Source organism: Nostoc sp. (assembly GCF_036917235.1).
Classification (GTDB): Bacteria; Cyanobacteriota; Cyanobacteriia; order Cyanobacteriales; family Nostocaceae; genus Nostoc.
Genome location: NZ_JBALDU010000021.1, coordinates 1 through 13998, shown reverse-complemented (window position 1 = coordinate 13998; position 13998 = coordinate 1). Strand labels below are relative to the sequence as shown.

Sequence of the window (13998 nt, the reverse complement as noted above, 5' to 3'; positions counted from 1 at the left end):
GTTTTAGCGATCGCAAAGGAAGTGCGATGGCGTAACCGCCTTGAATGTACGTAACAATAAGGCTTTGGGCGAATAAGTTGAGCTAATTCATCAGTTAAGAGCGGAAAGATAGAAAGAATAAAGATTGATTTTTTCCCAGGCAGGCTCAAGTCATTGACAGATAAAGAGCATAACCAATTAAATTGCAATCTGACAAGTCCACAGACAGGCATTATTATCTGACTAGAGAAATGACGAGATAAACAAAACTTCTCACTCGCTACTTAATTGAAATATTTTCACTCAACATATCATCTGTTCAACACCAATTCTGCGTGGCAATAATTGTTTGTTATCTGAATTTCCGTAGTTGTCAAAATCTCTGATTTTTTTTGGTTTTTTATGTGGTGTAGTCAGTCAATCGGCGTTGAAAAACAAAGCTATGTGAAGAAATGTAAATTTACTGAATAGCTTATAGATTGCTTATTGTACAGGTTTGAAAAAATTAAACATACGTTTGTTTTATCGTGCTTAATTACTTTATTATGAAATTTAGACTATCTGTACGCTACAGCCAAACGGATAGTTAGCTGGATAATTTTATTCCTCATTAGGATACTGTATAAAAAATAATTTAAGTAGCCATCAGATAGTATTTTATATCGGTATTTGCGTACGAAAGTATACGTAGGCTTCACTAGGTTTTTACTCAACCTTGTGAATAAATTCTCAATTTGAATCAAATCTTTTATTGGTACTTACACATTAAAAAGTTAAGTATCTCAAAAGCCCTGACAGATCAAAGATTTCAGTTTTGTTGCAGGTAATGCTCACTTACCAGCAGCCATAATTTTTTGTGTCGATTAATTTATAACACTGTCAGTAAATTTCCGGTGAGCAGAAAATATGGGCAATGCTCTGAATTCTACTATTTTGCAACTCCAGATGGCGAGCATTAAATTATATGGCAGACCGAGTTACTTTTCTCGATACTGATTTTGATCGTATGCCTTTATACGAGGCAATTGAACTATTAATGGCGCAGTTGCTGAAGCGGCAGGGTGGTCGAGTATATTATGCTAACGCCCACACTATGGTAACTGCTGCCAAAAACCCAGCATTGGCAAAGGCGTTAGAGCAGAGTGATTTGTTGTTGGCAGATGGGAGCGGAGTTCGTTGGGGTAGTGCTTTATTGGGTACGCCATTGGTGCATAATCTCAATGGCACTGATTTAGTTCCGGCTTTGTGCAAAGAAGGGGCAGCAAAAGGTTTATCAGTCTATTTTCTAGGTGGTAAGCCGGGTGTCGCTGAAGAAGCGGCAGCTAATCTCAAGAAAGCATATTCTGGATTGATAATTGCCGGAACTCAGGACGGCTATTTTCCTGAATCGCAAACGCAGCAAGTATTAGAGGCTATTCGGATAGCCCGCCCGCACCTGCTGTTAGTGGCGATGGGCGTACCCCTACAGGAAATTTGGATTAACCAATACGCTAGCCAATTGCCTCGTATCACTTGTATGGGTGTGGGTGGTCTGTTCGATTTTATGGCTGAACGTGTGGCCCGTGCCCCCTATCCAATTCGCTCTGTTGGTATGGAGTGGCTGTGGCGACTGGCAATGGAACCGACTCGACTTTGGCAGCGCTATCTTCTAGGCAACTTTATCTTTTTACGTTTAGTACTAACCTACGCCTTTGCTCGACGCCAAAGTGAAGAACAAAGTAGCCAAATCACATTAGCTGCACGAAATAAGTCTGGATTTGAAAACGATTTGAACTTTTAATTCATCACCAAGACTGATTAGAAGTTGCTTGTAACACTACTTTTTGGGTGATTCATCTAGTCAAAGTAGATTTTATAGATAGTTCAGGCTTAACCGCTTTACTTAAGGAGGTTTAGTCTATACGTTCAAATGCCTGTCGTTCGTTAATTTGCAATTTGCAAGCACCTGTTCGGACGATCTTGCAACTGACTCAGATGGATTCAGTGTTTGAAATTTATGAGAATTATGACGCCGTTGTAACGATGTTGAATGCTTAAACATGAAGTATTGATCGCTACCGTCATTGCAAATATCTTAAAGAACAGATTGACTGGTGACATATTTACTTGCTTAACCTATTAGAAAGTCTCATTCCCGCTTTTACAGGTTACTAAAATAAGTAAATGTACAGACGATCGAGTTCATAAAATTACCTAATTAAACTGTAATTACTCATGTCTAATACCTTTACTCCCCATCGTTTTGATATGCAAGTTCTAGATAATACCCATACTCTTCCTAAAGTTAAAGTTCCAGTTCATCCCTCTGTCATCAGTAAAGCCAAGCGAATGATTGACATCTTGGGTGCTGTTATTGGGCTATTGATTACAGTATTCTTAGCAATTCCTATTGCGATCGCTATTAAGTTAGATAGCCCAGGTTCTATATTTTACAGTCAAATTCGCTGTGGTTTGAATGGGCGTCACTTCCGAATTTGGAAATTCCGTTCGATGTCAGTCGGAGCTGACCAACTTAAGCATCTAGTTAAGAATGAAGCTCAAAGCGATCGGATATTCAAAAATGAGAATGACCCCCGCATTACCTGTGTAGGAAAGTTTCTCCGCCGCACTAGCTTAGATGAACTTCCTCAGTTTTGGAACGTGCTGCTGGGGGAAATGAGTCTAGTCGGTACCCGCCCTCCCACTCCTAATGAAGTGACACACTACTCAAAGCATCACTGGGAAAGGTTGAATGTCAAGCCGGGTATGACTGGTGAATGGCAAGCTCATGGTCGCTCCAGTATTAAAGACTTTGAAGATATTGTTCACATGGACTTAGACTACCAACGTAAATGGTCTATCGTTTATGATATTAGTCTCATCTTGAAAACTTTAAAAGTTGTGTCAAATAAGAGCGGTGCTTGCTAATTTACAAGTTGACAGAAAAACAGTTATAAGTTCACTCAAAAATAAGCTTGCAATAGTTGCTGTAAAATTATGTAGGCAAACGCAAGTGTGTCTCCAAGAGTTGCCCGTCGTATACATCGCATATTGAAGTATTGTCTCTGACTCAATTAGATGATTTCAGAGGTTGTTTGAAAAGTGTTTTGCTGTGACGTTAGATACTTTTAGATCCCCTCTCACCCGCCTTAAAAAGGGGCTAGCTGGAATCAAATATCCCCTTTTAAACAGTGGAGGGAGCTAAAACTTTTGATATCGACAACAGAACTTTTCAAACATCCTCTAAGAGTACTCCAAGTAAAAAAATGCCCAATTGTCATTGCGTTCGCGTAGCGTCTCGTAGAGAGCGAAGCGAAGCAATCCCAGTCTTTGCGATTGCTTCGCTTCGTACCCTTCAGGAACGCCAAGGGCGAACGCAATGACGGATTTTGGATCATTTATTTTTTGGAACACTCTTACTCAACTTCCTCGCAATGAATTAACAGCTTTTCCATCGCTTCTGCTAGAGAAATCAACTCTGTCCAAGAGGAACCACTAACTAAACTTTGGGCGTGAGCTAATCGGTTTCGCAACTGTTCAGCAGACTTGAGGAAACGTTCGCCAAAACGTTTTGATTTTAGTCCTAATTGCTGGAGAAGTTCTGGTTGATTTAAAATCAACTCTCGCTTATCACAGAATTGTAGATAATCTAACAAATCGGTGGCTTCGTTTCTTTCCTGACTCTCTCGCCATAGTCTTTGAGCAACTTCTAAGCGCTCAGGTTTAAGGATTTTTTGCCAAGAATCTTGAGGATAGTAAATCCGCACCAGCCGCAGCAAATTCATTTCTAGCAGCGTTACTAAGCCAAACAGTAGCATTCGCACGGGTGCTTTCTGCAAATCACCACAGGTAACAATACCACTTACTTGATTGCAATCCAAGACAAACAATCGCGGAGTTTGTTGCAAAATGGGTAGCAACTTTATCAGTGGGGTGGAAATGGCAATTAATTCTTTGGGATGAAACACCCGTTGATAGTCGCTACATTTACCTTTTTTGCCTGGGATCAAACTAGAGCGTTCTACATAACCACTAATAATATCTCCCGTCTCAACGCCGATAACATCAAAATTTTGTGCTTGCATCCAATGCAGCACTTCTTTCGCCTCCGCATCAGCTGGCATAGCTTTCAGGGGTTCTGCCACGTATTCAATGGTGATATTGTTCTCAAATAAACTCCGCAGGTCTTGAGAACGTGATTTTAGGTGTTTCATCCCCCGGCTGTGAACTCACGTTAAATAATCCTACGGCACTCACGCGATGTCTGCGACGGGCTACGCCTACGCCAGTGGAATTTTCTGTTAGATTATCCTTGCGTAAGCGTAGCTATCCCAACAAATACCATAGACCAATGTTATACCATCTTAGTTGGTATCATTTTAGTGACGATTTAGACAATTTCAAGTAACAAAATATTTCGCATCTACAAAAAAATAAATATATATGTAGTTAACTATATGAGAATAGTTGATTAGTTTGCGATAAAAATGCCGAAAATACCGACAAAAAATGTTATTACTAAAACGACGTATCGAATTGACACTTGGTAGAATTTTACCAAAATAACCAAAATTGATCATATTATTATGCCAAGAAAAGAACAAGGATGGGTTACATTTCAAACTTCAGAGGACGAGCGGAAGATTCTAGAGGAGTTCTGCGAACAGTCTCAACGCACCAAGACTGAGATTCTGCGGGAACTCGTGCGTAGTCTCACTCAGCAGTCTTCAACACCAATATCACCAGCAACTCAGCAAGAAAAACAGGAAGATATCTATTACACTCAAAAGCCTGACATAGAAAGTAGTATTCAAAAGAAATCACTAAAAGTTAGCTCTCGTAATATTCTTAAAGGTGTGGTTAAACGAGTTGTTTATGGAGCAGTTAATAGTGAGGTTACTTTGGAAATTATTCACAAAGTAGAATTAACTTCGATTATCACCAGAGCTTCCGCAGAAGAGTTGGAATTATCTGAGGGGAAAGAAGCTTATGCAGTTATTAAATCTAACGATATTGTCATTGCTAGAGAATAGAAATACGTTTATTCAGGACGTTAAATATTAAGAGAATAAACTTTCTTTACTTGAGTATATATAATTGATGCGATCGCTTATGTAATAGCTGTTTTCGTATAAATGGAATACACGATAAGGTAGCATAGGTGTGCTACCTTACTGAAAATTAATATTAACCTTCTTTAATCGCTGCTTGATAGCGACCTAGCGCAATTAAAGGAAAGTATTGTTGATACAGATGATACTTGAGATAAAAATGGCAAGGGAAGCCAGTACCTGTAAAGTCCGCCTCAAACCAAGTACCATCGGGCTGTTGAGTTGCCACCAAATAGTCAATTCCCCGCTCAATCGCACCAAGAACTAATTTACCTGTTGCTTCACCTGCTGCTATCAACCCAATTAAAGCCCAAGCAGTTTGAGATGCAGTACTATTTCCTTTGCCTTTGAGACTAGGATCGTCGTAGCTGCGGCAAGTCTCGCCCCAACCACCATCTGGATTTTGGCATCCAACTAACCAAGCTGCTCCCCTTTCTATACTTTTTTTATGTCTTTGAGGATCGATTAACGCCAAGGCTGATAAAACGCCACTGGTGCCGTAGATATAATTTACACCCCAACGACCAAACCAACAGCCTTCGGTTTCTTGTTCGCGCAAAAGATAAGTAAGCGATCGCTCCAAATTATCACTATCAATTGACAAATCGCAAGCACCCAGCATTTCTAGTACTCTAGCCGTAACATCTGCGGTGTTTGGATCGATCATGGCTTTCAAGTCGCCATAGGGAATTGAGTTAAGCCAATCTTGATCGTTATCTAAATCAAAAGCAGCCCATCCGCCGGGTTTACATTGCATAGATGCAATCCAGTTTAACGCACGAGCGATCGCAGCTTGCTTAATTTTTTCATTCGGGAGTTTCGCCAAATGTAGCGCCATCACCACCACCGCCGAATCGTCTACATCGGGATAAAAGCAATTCTCAAACTCAAACGCCCAAGCCCCTGGTTTTCCCTGGCGATTTTTGACAGCCCAATCACCGTAATCTAAAATTTGTTTTTGCAGCAACCATTCTCCAGCCTTGACTACAGCTGGACGATCTGGTGCAAAGCCAGATTCTACTAACGCACGCATCGCCCAAGCTGTATCCCAAACGGGTGAAATACAAGGCTGTATCCGGTAGCTATCCTCGGTTTCAATGGCAAAGTTATTAATTGCTTGCAAACCTCGTTCCACAATGGGATCGTTTCGGTCATAATCCAGACAGCGCAAAGCTAGCATTGAATTTAACATCGCCGGAATAATGCCGCCCCAGTCGCCTGTAGCTTCTTGGCGCTCTAAAATCCATTTTTCGGCGACTTTGATGCCTTCTTCACGGAAAGGGACTAAATTTAGGCTTTCTGCCAACTTGAAACCGCGATCAAGGGTGAGGAATAAATCTGTCCAATCGCCACTTTCGGGTAATTCCCACTGGACTCGATCGATACCTTCAGCGTATAGCTCATCTAGGTTGATAGCTGAGTCGGTGAGAAAAACAGGTTTGCGATCGCATACAATCAGCAACGGCACTGTACTGGAACGTGCCCAGCTAGACATCTCGTAGATATTGACAGGGAAAGCTTTTGGCAACAGCATTATCCAAGGTGGTAGCGAGGGAATACCGCGCCAGTTGTAGCAGCCAATCAAAGCTAAGTGCAACTTGGTAAAAATCCGAGTTTTGCTGATACCACCTCGTTGGAGAATAAAAGCTTGCGCCCGAATCATTGCTGGATCGGTTGCTGGTACGCCTAGCAATCTTAGAGCCATGTAGGCTTCAACTGAAGTGCTAATTTCTCCGCCATCACCGTGGAAAAGTTCCCAGCCGCCATGCTGCCGTTGCTCTTGACGCAAATATGCTTCAACTTTGTGTAAACTGGTTTGGTCTGTTCCCAAAATTTTATGCAGGAGAACAACTTCAGCAGTGATGGTGACATTAGATTCTAACTCTGCCCACCAATAACCTGCTGGGTTTTGAATTGAAAGCAGATATTCTTGGCTAGCTGCGATCGCTGTTGCGACTTGATTGACTTTTACCCTGTCTTGTGTTTGCATCAAATACTATTTAACCTCAACACCCAACCTAGTTATGAACGCGGCACTACAGTGAAAATTTTTTTTCCTCTATTCAGTAGACATAGTATTGTGTCTGAGTCACTGAAAATTTGCAATAGGTCATGGATGTAATTGTATTAGGATTGATGCTCTTATCCTTGACAATTTGGTTAGGATTACTGTGCTTTTGGGGACAGTTTTGGCGGACAGACGAGCAATTAGAGGTTACAGAAACTCAGCTAGAATCTTTACCTGTGGTTTGTGCGGTCGTTCCAGCGCGTAACGAAGCTGAGTTAATACCAACTAGTTTGCGATCGCTCCTACTCCAAGATTATCCTGGTTCTTTCAACGTGTTTTTGGTAGACGATCGCAGCACAGATCGGACAGCAAATTTTGCTGAAGGGGTTGCACACGCTGTCGGTAAACCCCAACAATTGCATATTATCTCTGGCGTTTCACTACCTCCTGGTTGGTCTGGTAAACTTTGGGCAGTTGAGCAAGGTATAAACAGCGCTAGTAAATTTGCACCCGATTATTTTTTGCTGACTGACGCAGATATCGAACACGATCCTGGTAATCTTCGCCGACTCGTTGCGAAAGCTGTGCAGGAAGATTTAGATATGGTTTCGGTAATGGTGCGACTCAGATGTGAAAGCTTTTGGGAAAAATTTTTGATTCCAGCTTTCGTCTTTTTCTTCCAAAAACTCTATCCCTTCCGCTGGGTGAATAATCCCAACAATCCCACAGCCGCCGCAGCTGGGGGATCTATTCTGATTAGCCGAGAAGCTTTAGAACGAATCGGGGGTATTCAAGTCATTCGCCAAGCTTTAATTGACGATTGCGCCTTGGCGATGGCGGTTAAGAAGAGCAGGGGAGCAGGGGAGCAGAGGAGCAGAGGAGCAGAGGAGCAGAGGAGCAAGGGATACAAGGAAAATAACCACGCCTCATCCCGAATGCCCAGGCAAGGGCGTATCTGGCTAGGATTGAGTAGCTTAACTCGAAGTTTGCGCCCTTATGACTCGCTGGCGACGATTTGGGATATGGTTGCTCGTAGTGCTTATACCCAATTGAATTATTCGCCATTACTACTATTGGGAACTTTGGTAGGAATGCCTGTGATTTATCTAGTTCCACCGGTGTGTGTGATTCTGGGTGCAGTTTGGAGCAATTGGGCGATCGCACTTACAGGTATATTAGGATGGCTATTGATGACTTTCGCTTACTACCCGACGATCCGCTTTTATAAATGTTCTCCCTGGTTCGCATTGAGCTTACCTGCGATCGCTTTTCTCTATACTTTAATGACTTTAGACTCAGCACTACGACACTGGCAAGGGCGCGGCGGCGCTTGGAAAGGAAGAGTTTATCCCAACCCAGATAATTTATAGTTAGAATAAAATTGAATTTCAAAATCGGTAGTGCTAATCTAAAATTAAAGTAAGTCTAAAGTGGTTGATTAAAAGAGTTATGACAACCGCAACACCAACAATTAATCCTGTTACTGTACCCAAAAAGCTGCCTTTTCTGGAGTCAATTTGTTGGCAAACTGCCGATGTATATCGCTTTACTTCAGAACAAATGCTGAGTCGCTACGAACGTGGCTGGCAATATCACGACCTATTCAATAATCTTGAGGGTGAAGAACTCAATTTCCTTAAGGAACTTGCCAGACGCTATAAATCCTGGTTACAAGTTTCTTTATGACCTTTCGGTTAGAACACCATAATCAAATTCTCACAGTTCTTGAATCCTTAGATTCTGAAATACTTAGCAAGGGTTCTGCTTACTTCGGTGGCGGAACCCTTCTTGCATTTGAGTTTGAAGAATATTGCTGGAGTAAGGACGTTGATTTTATCGCTTCTGTTGGTACAGAAGGTTACAAATATCTGCGGACAGTGGTATTTGAGGGTGGGCATGAAGCATTATTTCGCGATTTAAGTAAAATCCAAGTTGGACGTAGCATAACTGACCAATATGGAATTCGGATGATAGTTTTTGTAGATGATGTGCCGATTAAAACGGAAATTATTGCCGAAACTCGTTTTCAACTAGACCCACCAAGATATCTAAACTGGTCACTCGTTCCTTGCTTAAGCCTCAATGACTGTTTTACCTCTAAACTGCTGTCAAATTCTGACCGTTACGCAGATGACAGCGTTGAGGCAAGAGATTTAATTGATTTAGCAATTCTCAGGCTGCAATCTCCAATCCCTCAACCATCAATTGAAAAGGCTGAGAAAGCCTATGAGGTTATGCGCCCTTTGAAAAGAGCGATCGCACTCTTTCAAGGAAGACCAGATTACAGGGAGAAATGCTTTCTGGGTCTGCAAGTTGATCAAGCTCAGATACCTAAAATTATTGACGGTTTTGATTTACTCTCTATGGATTTAGGTTTATCTTACACTCCAAGGACTTTTCGAGAACAACATGATGTCTTTGCTGATTTAGAAACACAAATTAAAAAACGAGAAGATTCTTAAACAGGTCATGCCCAATACCCCTAAATCCTTGAAGCTGTTTGTTTAGTACTGGCGGGGTCAACAGGCAATGGTTGAGCAGCTTTCAATACCGCATCCAACAACCCTGGAAACAGCATCTCTAAATCTTCACGCCGCAGGATATTAATATGGTGTGTGCCTTCTTTGCGTGTAAAGACTATCCCCGACTCCCGCAAAATCTTAAAATGATTGGACATCGTAGACTTAGCGATCGCAAAATCAAACCTCGCACAGCATTGTTCCCCTTCAGTCGCCAACAGCCGCACAATCTCTAGCCGCACCGGATCGCCCAATGCATACAACACGCCCGGTAAAGAAATATTTTTTCTATCTGGATGATAAAGGAATTTCATAGTTGCATTATCTCATCAGGTGGCATATATTTTTGTTATTCGATATTATCGAATTATAGAATTAATTAGGAAGGCAATTTATGTCATCCATTACAAACGTCACAGAAGCCACATTCAAGCAAGAAGTCTTGGAAAGTGAAATTCCGGTATTAGTGGACTTTTGGGCCCCGTGGTGCGGCCCTTGCCGGATGGTCGGGCCAGTCGTCGATGAAGTTGCTGCTGAATACGAAGGACAGGTGAAATTTGTGAAGTTGAACACAGATCAAAATCCTACTGTCGCTAGCCACTATGGAATTCGCAGCATTCCGACATTGATGGTTTTTAAAGGAGGTCGCCAGGTCGATACTGTCGTAGGAGCGGTTCCAAAAACTACCTTGAATAAGACCTTAGCACAGCATCTTTAATCGGGGTTGCATATTTGCGGGATGATTTTACTATTTTTGTGGGATGGGCAACATGAGCGTCCCTTGTATTTCCGGGCGGGCAGGATGCCCACCCTACAAGAATCATCCCTTAATTCAGCAACGCCCTTTAATCTAGGTACTATTGTGAGATGCATTTAGTTTGCAGTCTTCTCTAGAGGGAGCCAGGAGTCAAAATACATAAGACTCCTGACTCTTGACTCCTGAATTCTGAATTCTGAATTCTGTTTCAACTAATGGGGAAAGAGCGAAATGGACTTGAAATTGCATGGTAAATCCGCACTAGTGAGTGGCTCAACCGCAGGTATTGGTTTGGCCGTTGCTCTTGGGCTAGCTCAAGAGGGTGCATCAGTGATTGTCAACGGTAGGTCTGAAGAAAGAGTAGCTCAAGCGATCGCTAAAATTAAGGATTCTACACCCGACGCGAAAGTTTCTGGTGTTGTTGCTGACGCTGGCACTGCATCAGGGTTAAAGAAACTCATTCAAGAGGTTCCTCACGTTGATATACTCATAAACAATGTGGGTATTTATGAGCCAAAAACCTTTTTTGATATTACTGATGAAGACTGGTTAAAGATATTTGAGGTTAACGTCCTCAGTGGAGTCCGTTTGAGTCGGCAATATCTGCAAAAGCAGCTAGAGCAAAACTGGGGGCGGATAATTTTTATCTCCAGCGAATCTGCTATTCAGATCCCAGTGGAAATGATTCACTATGGCACAACTAAGACGGCGCAGCTAGCTATTGCCAGAGGTCTAGCAGAAATGACTGTGGGGACTGGAGTTACAGTAAACTCCGTTCTCCCAGGGCCAACTCGTTCCGAAGGAGTTGAAGAGTTTATCACCAACTTGGCACAGGAACGTGGTATTAGTCCCGATCGAGTTGAGGCGGAGTTTTTTGAAAATGTGCGTCCAAGTTCCCTAATCAAACGCTTTGCAAGTAATGAAGAAGTAGCAGCGATCGTAGTTTATCTTTCTAGTCCCGTAGCATCGGCAACTAATGGTGCAGCTTTGCGGGTAGATGGTGGCGTTATTCGGTCGATTGTTTAGTATTTGAACCACAACCGCATAGTCTATTTACTTGAAATAGCTGTAATGCGCTGCACGCAAAATTGGGTATGGGGAAAACTCTTTCCTTATTCTCCCGATTTCGCAGATGCAGGGTTCCAAATTTTGTTAGCGCCAGCGGCAAGCGAGTCCGCGTACTCTGTAAGAGTTGCAAGCTACGCTTTTAGCGCCTGTCTTCGACACGCTGCGCGAACGTAGAGAACGTCATTTTGAATTTGAGTAAAACGACATGACTACTGATATCAACTTATTTTCTCCTTACCAATTAGGAAATCTGGAACTACCTAACCGGATAGTGATGGCACCCTTAACCCGAAACCGGGCAGGTGAGGGAAACGTGCCACACCAACTGAATGCTACCTACTACGTCCAACGCGCTTCCGCAGGACTAATTATTTCTGAAGCAACACAGGTAACTCCTGAAGGACAGGGCTATCCCGCGACACCAGGAATTCATTCGCCAGAACAGGTGGAAGGATGGAAGTTAGTAACCGATGCCGTACATCAGCACGGAGGTAGAATTTTTCTGCAACTATGGCACGTAGGCAGGATTTCTCACCCTGATTTACAACCGAATGGAGTTTTACCTGTGGCACCTTCTGCCATTACTCCTAAAGGTGATGCCTCAACTTATGAGGGGCCAAAACCCTTTGTTACTCCCCGTGCTTTAGAAACTTCGGAAATACCACAGATAGTCGAACAGTACCGTCAGGGAGCGGCAAATGCCCTAGCGGCTGGGTTTGATGGCGTGGAAATTCACGCGGCTAATGGTTATTTAATAGATCAATTTCTGCGCGATCGCACCAATCAACGTACAGATAAATATGGGGGTTCCATTGAGAATCGCGCCCGATTCCTGTTGGAGGTGACAGAGGCGGTAACTAGTGTGTGGGATTCTAACCGAGTTGGGGTACGTTTTTCTCCCAGTGGGACTTTTAACGATATAGGTGACTCCAATCCTCTGGAGACATTCGGTTATGCAGCTCAAGCGTTGAACCAGTTTAATTTGGCATATCTGCATATTTATGAGGCAACAGAGGCAGATATTAGACATGGCGGGATAATAGTACCCACTAGCCATATACGCGATCGCTTTACAGGTACACTGATCGTCAATGGTGGTTATACCCGTGAAAAAGGCGATGCAGTACTGGCAAATAAAGCAGCAGATTTAGTTGCCTTTGGCACATTATTTATATCAAATCCCGATTTACCCCGACGCTTGGCTTTGAATGCACCACTAAATGAACCAAATCAAGGAAGCTTTTACGGCGGTGATGAAAAGGGATATACAGACTATCCATTTTGGTCGCCTGCTAGTGAAGCAGTAGTTAATGCGTAATGACGCTCTCTACGTTCGCGCAGCGTGTCGAAGACAGACGCTAAAAGCGAACGCGGACTCGCTACCGCTACGCTAACGTAATTCGTAATTTTCCCTTGCGAATAATTTTTGTTTTTGTTTCATGAATAAATAAATTCGCTTGTATGCTAGTTACGAATTATTTGGTCATAATCCAACTATCAGGAGAATCTCATGAGTTCCATCATCCAAACCCAACCTTTAGATGTACCCAGTGCGATCGCTCAACGTCGTTCTATCAAAACTTTTAAAACAGACCCCATCACCCCGGAACTGCTTAAGCAACTAGTAGAGTTAACCGTGGCTGCACCCAGCAGCTATAATATCCAGGACTGGCAAATTATTCTTGTGCAAGATGAAGCGCAAAAGGCAGCGTTGTCAGCAGCATCTTTTAATCAACAGCAAATTGTTCAAGCACCAGTTACTTTTGTGTTTGCTGCCGATGCTAGTGCATCTGAAAAAAACTTGAACCCGATAATTGAACAGGCTCTTGCAACTGGGGCATGGAATGAAAGCACAGCTAATTATTTTAAAACTGCTATTCCGCAATTTCAAGAGACACTCGGAGACAAACAACGGGAGTATGCGATCAAAGATGCAATTATCGCTGCTACCCATTTAGTATTAGCAGCTGAAAGTCTGGGTTTATCCACTTGTTTTATGAATGGTTGGATTGAGAATCAGGTAAAAGAAGTGATTGGTGCAGGAGATAATCCAGATTTAGCGATCGCAGTTTTAGTTCCTGTTGGCTATGCAGCCGAACCACGCTTAAATCCAGGTCGTTTGCCATTCTCTTCTAACGTCTCTGTGGATAGAATCGGTAATCCTTATGCAGGATAACTTTTCCTAAATTGTTATGGGGCATAAAGTAAGAGGTAAAAGAGTCGAGTTCTGAGTCGAATGGCACTAAGAAAAGCCCAAAGACTTATTGTATCCTCGTTCCCAGCCTCCAGGCTGGGAACGAAGTTCCGAGAGGCTCTGCCTCTTGTCAAGAAAGCTACGGTGTATACACATCTTTGTATAAAACCAAAATCGTTGAAGATCCCCCTAAATCCACGCCACTTGCTCCACTTGGGGAGACCCCAAGACCGCAGTGGCTCCCCTTAAAAAGGGGGACTTTGAAGAGCTTTTGCCCCCCTTTTTAAAGCAGGGCTGATTCATTCCACAAGGGCAAGAAGTTTGTCAATATCATTAGAGAGAAATCTTTGAGCAATTGTGATGGAAGGATGACCATTTCGACG

13 protein-coding genes are annotated in these 13998 nt (G+C 42.7%); 10 read left to right on the top strand and 3 right to left on the bottom strand.

Annotated elements, in window-relative coordinates:
- Positions 1 to 943: 943 nt before the first annotated feature.
- The gene (locus V7K44_RS06285) at positions 944 to 1759 is read left to right on the top strand and encodes a WecB/TagA/CpsF family glycosyltransferase (RefSeq protein ID WP_334929669.1); all 816 of its coding nucleotides are present in this window, start codon (positions 944 to 946) and stop codon (positions 1757 to 1759) included.
- A gap of 467 nt (positions 1760 to 2226) precedes the next feature.
- Positions 2227 to 2886, top strand: a complete 660-nt coding sequence (locus V7K44_RS06280; RefSeq protein ID WP_334930039.1) for a sugar transferase — start codon at positions 2227 to 2229, stop codon at positions 2884 to 2886.
- Positions 2887 to 3374: 488 nt separating this feature from the next.
- On the opposite strand, the gene V7K44_RS06275 is transcribed toward V7K44_RS06280, so the two are convergent.
- Complete coding sequence (locus V7K44_RS06275) at positions 3375 to 4172, bottom strand: hypothetical protein (RefSeq protein ID WP_334929667.1); 798 nt, start codon at positions 4170 to 4172, stop codon at positions 3375 to 3377.
- 372 nt (positions 4173 to 4544) lie between these two features.
- Between V7K44_RS06275 and V7K44_RS06270 the strand changes: the two genes are divergently transcribed.
- Positions 4545 to 4991, top strand: a complete 447-nt coding sequence (locus V7K44_RS06270) for a TOBE domain-containing protein (protein ID WP_292731254.1) — start codon at positions 4545 to 4547, stop codon at positions 4989 to 4991.
- Positions 4992 to 5145: 154 nt separating this feature from the next.
- Here V7K44_RS06270 and shc read toward each other — a convergent pair whose 3' ends face one another.
- Entirely contained in the window at positions 5146 to 7059 is a 1914-nt protein-coding gene (gene shc / locus V7K44_RS06265; protein ID WP_334929665.1) for a squalene--hopene cyclase, read from the bottom strand.
- Positions 7060 to 7181: 122 nt separating this feature from the next.
- Here shc and V7K44_RS06260 point away from each other — a divergent pair, with 122 nt between their 5' ends.
- From V7K44_RS06260 to V7K44_RS06250, 3 genes are all read left to right on the top strand, one after another.
- A complete protein-coding gene (locus V7K44_RS06260) occupies positions 7182 to 8447 on the top strand; it encodes a glycosyltransferase (protein WP_334929663.1) in 1266 nt (421 codons plus the stop codon).
- A gap of 79 nt (positions 8448 to 8526) precedes the next feature.
- Entirely contained in the window at positions 8527 to 8763 is a 237-nt protein-coding gene (locus V7K44_RS06255) for a hypothetical protein (protein ID WP_334929661.1), read from the top strand.
- Positions 8760 to 9539, top strand: coding sequence for a nucleotidyl transferase AbiEii/AbiGii toxin family protein (locus V7K44_RS06250; RefSeq protein ID WP_334929660.1), 780 nt, complete (start codon positions 8760 to 8762; stop codon positions 9537 to 9539). Before V7K44_RS06255 ends, V7K44_RS06250 begins: the two co-directional genes overlap by 4 nt.
- 20 nt (positions 9540 to 9559) lie before the next feature.
- Here V7K44_RS06250 and V7K44_RS06245 read toward each other — a convergent pair whose 3' ends face one another.
- A complete protein-coding gene (locus tag V7K44_RS06245) occupies positions 9560 to 9910 on the bottom strand; it encodes an ArsR/SmtB family transcription factor (RefSeq protein WP_334929658.1) in 351 nt (116 codons plus the stop codon).
- An 80-nt stretch (positions 9911 to 9990) separates the two neighbouring features.
- Between V7K44_RS06245 and trxA the strand changes: the two genes are divergently transcribed.
- From trxA to V7K44_RS06225, 4 genes are all read left to right on the top strand, one after another.
- A complete protein-coding gene (gene trxA / locus V7K44_RS06240; protein ID WP_012412473.1) occupies positions 9991 to 10314 on the top strand; it encodes a thioredoxin in 324 nt (107 codons plus the stop codon).
- Positions 10315 to 10584: 270 nt separating this feature from the next.
- On the top strand, positions 10585 to 11379 hold the full coding sequence (locus V7K44_RS06235) for an SDR family NAD(P)-dependent oxidoreductase (RefSeq protein ID WP_334929656.1): 795 nt from the start codon (positions 10585 to 10587) through the stop codon (positions 11377 to 11379).
- A 247-nt stretch (positions 11380 to 11626) separates the two neighbouring features.
- Entirely contained in the window at positions 11627 to 12739 is a 1113-nt protein-coding gene (locus V7K44_RS06230; protein WP_334929654.1) for an alkene reductase, read from the top strand.
- 192 nt (positions 12740 to 12931) lie between these two features.
- Positions 12932 to 13597, top strand: coding sequence for a nitroreductase family protein (locus V7K44_RS06225; protein WP_334929652.1), 666 nt, complete (start codon positions 12932 to 12934; stop codon positions 13595 to 13597).
- The last annotated feature ends 401 nt before the right edge of the window (positions 13598 to 13998 follow it).

What these genes read in the sequence shown, in the direction of transcription:
- V7K44_RS06235 (WP_334929656.1), top strand. Translation starts at nt 10,585, where the DNA reads ATGGACTTGAAATTGCATGGTAAATCCGCACTAGTGAGTGGCTCAACC.
- V7K44_RS06250 (WP_334929660.1), top strand. Translation starts at nt 8,760, where the DNA reads ATGACCTTTCGGTTAGAACACCATAATCAAATTCTCACAGTTCTTGAA.
- V7K44_RS06230 (WP_334929654.1), top strand. Translation starts at nt 11,627, where the DNA reads ATGACTACTGATATCAACTTATTTTCTCCTTACCAATTAGGAAATCTG.
- V7K44_RS06225 (WP_334929652.1), top strand. Translation starts at nt 12,932, where the DNA reads ATGAGTTCCATCATCCAAACCCAACCTTTAGATGTACCCAGTGCGATC.
- shc (WP_334929665.1), bottom strand. Translation starts at nt 7,059, where the DNA reads ATGCAAACACAAGACAGGGTAAAAGTCAATCAAGTCGCAACAGCGATC.
- trxA (WP_012412473.1), top strand. Translation starts at nt 9,991, where the DNA reads ATGTCATCCATTACAAACGTCACAGAAGCCACATTCAAGCAAGAAGTC.
- V7K44_RS06245 (WP_334929658.1), bottom strand. Translation starts at nt 9,910, where the DNA reads ATGAAATTCCTTTATCATCCAGATAGAAAAAATATTTCTTTACCGGGC.
- V7K44_RS06255 (WP_334929661.1), top strand. Translation starts at nt 8,527, where the DNA reads ATGACAACCGCAACACCAACAATTAATCCTGTTACTGTACCCAAAAAG.
- V7K44_RS06285 (WP_334929669.1), top strand. Translation starts at nt 944, where the DNA reads ATGGCAGACCGAGTTACTTTTCTCGATACTGATTTTGATCGTATGCCT.
- V7K44_RS06275 (WP_334929667.1), bottom strand. Translation starts at nt 4,172, where the DNA reads ATGAAACACCTAAAATCACGTTCTCAAGACCTGCGGAGTTTATTTGAG.
- V7K44_RS06270 (WP_292731254.1), top strand. Translation starts at nt 4,545, where the DNA reads ATGCCAAGAAAAGAACAAGGATGGGTTACATTTCAAACTTCAGAGGAC.
- V7K44_RS06280 (WP_334930039.1), top strand. Translation starts at nt 2,227, where the DNA reads ATGCAAGTTCTAGATAATACCCATACTCTTCCTAAAGTTAAAGTTCCA.
- V7K44_RS06260 (WP_334929663.1), top strand. Translation starts at nt 7,182, where the DNA reads ATGGATGTAATTGTATTAGGATTGATGCTCTTATCCTTGACAATTTGG.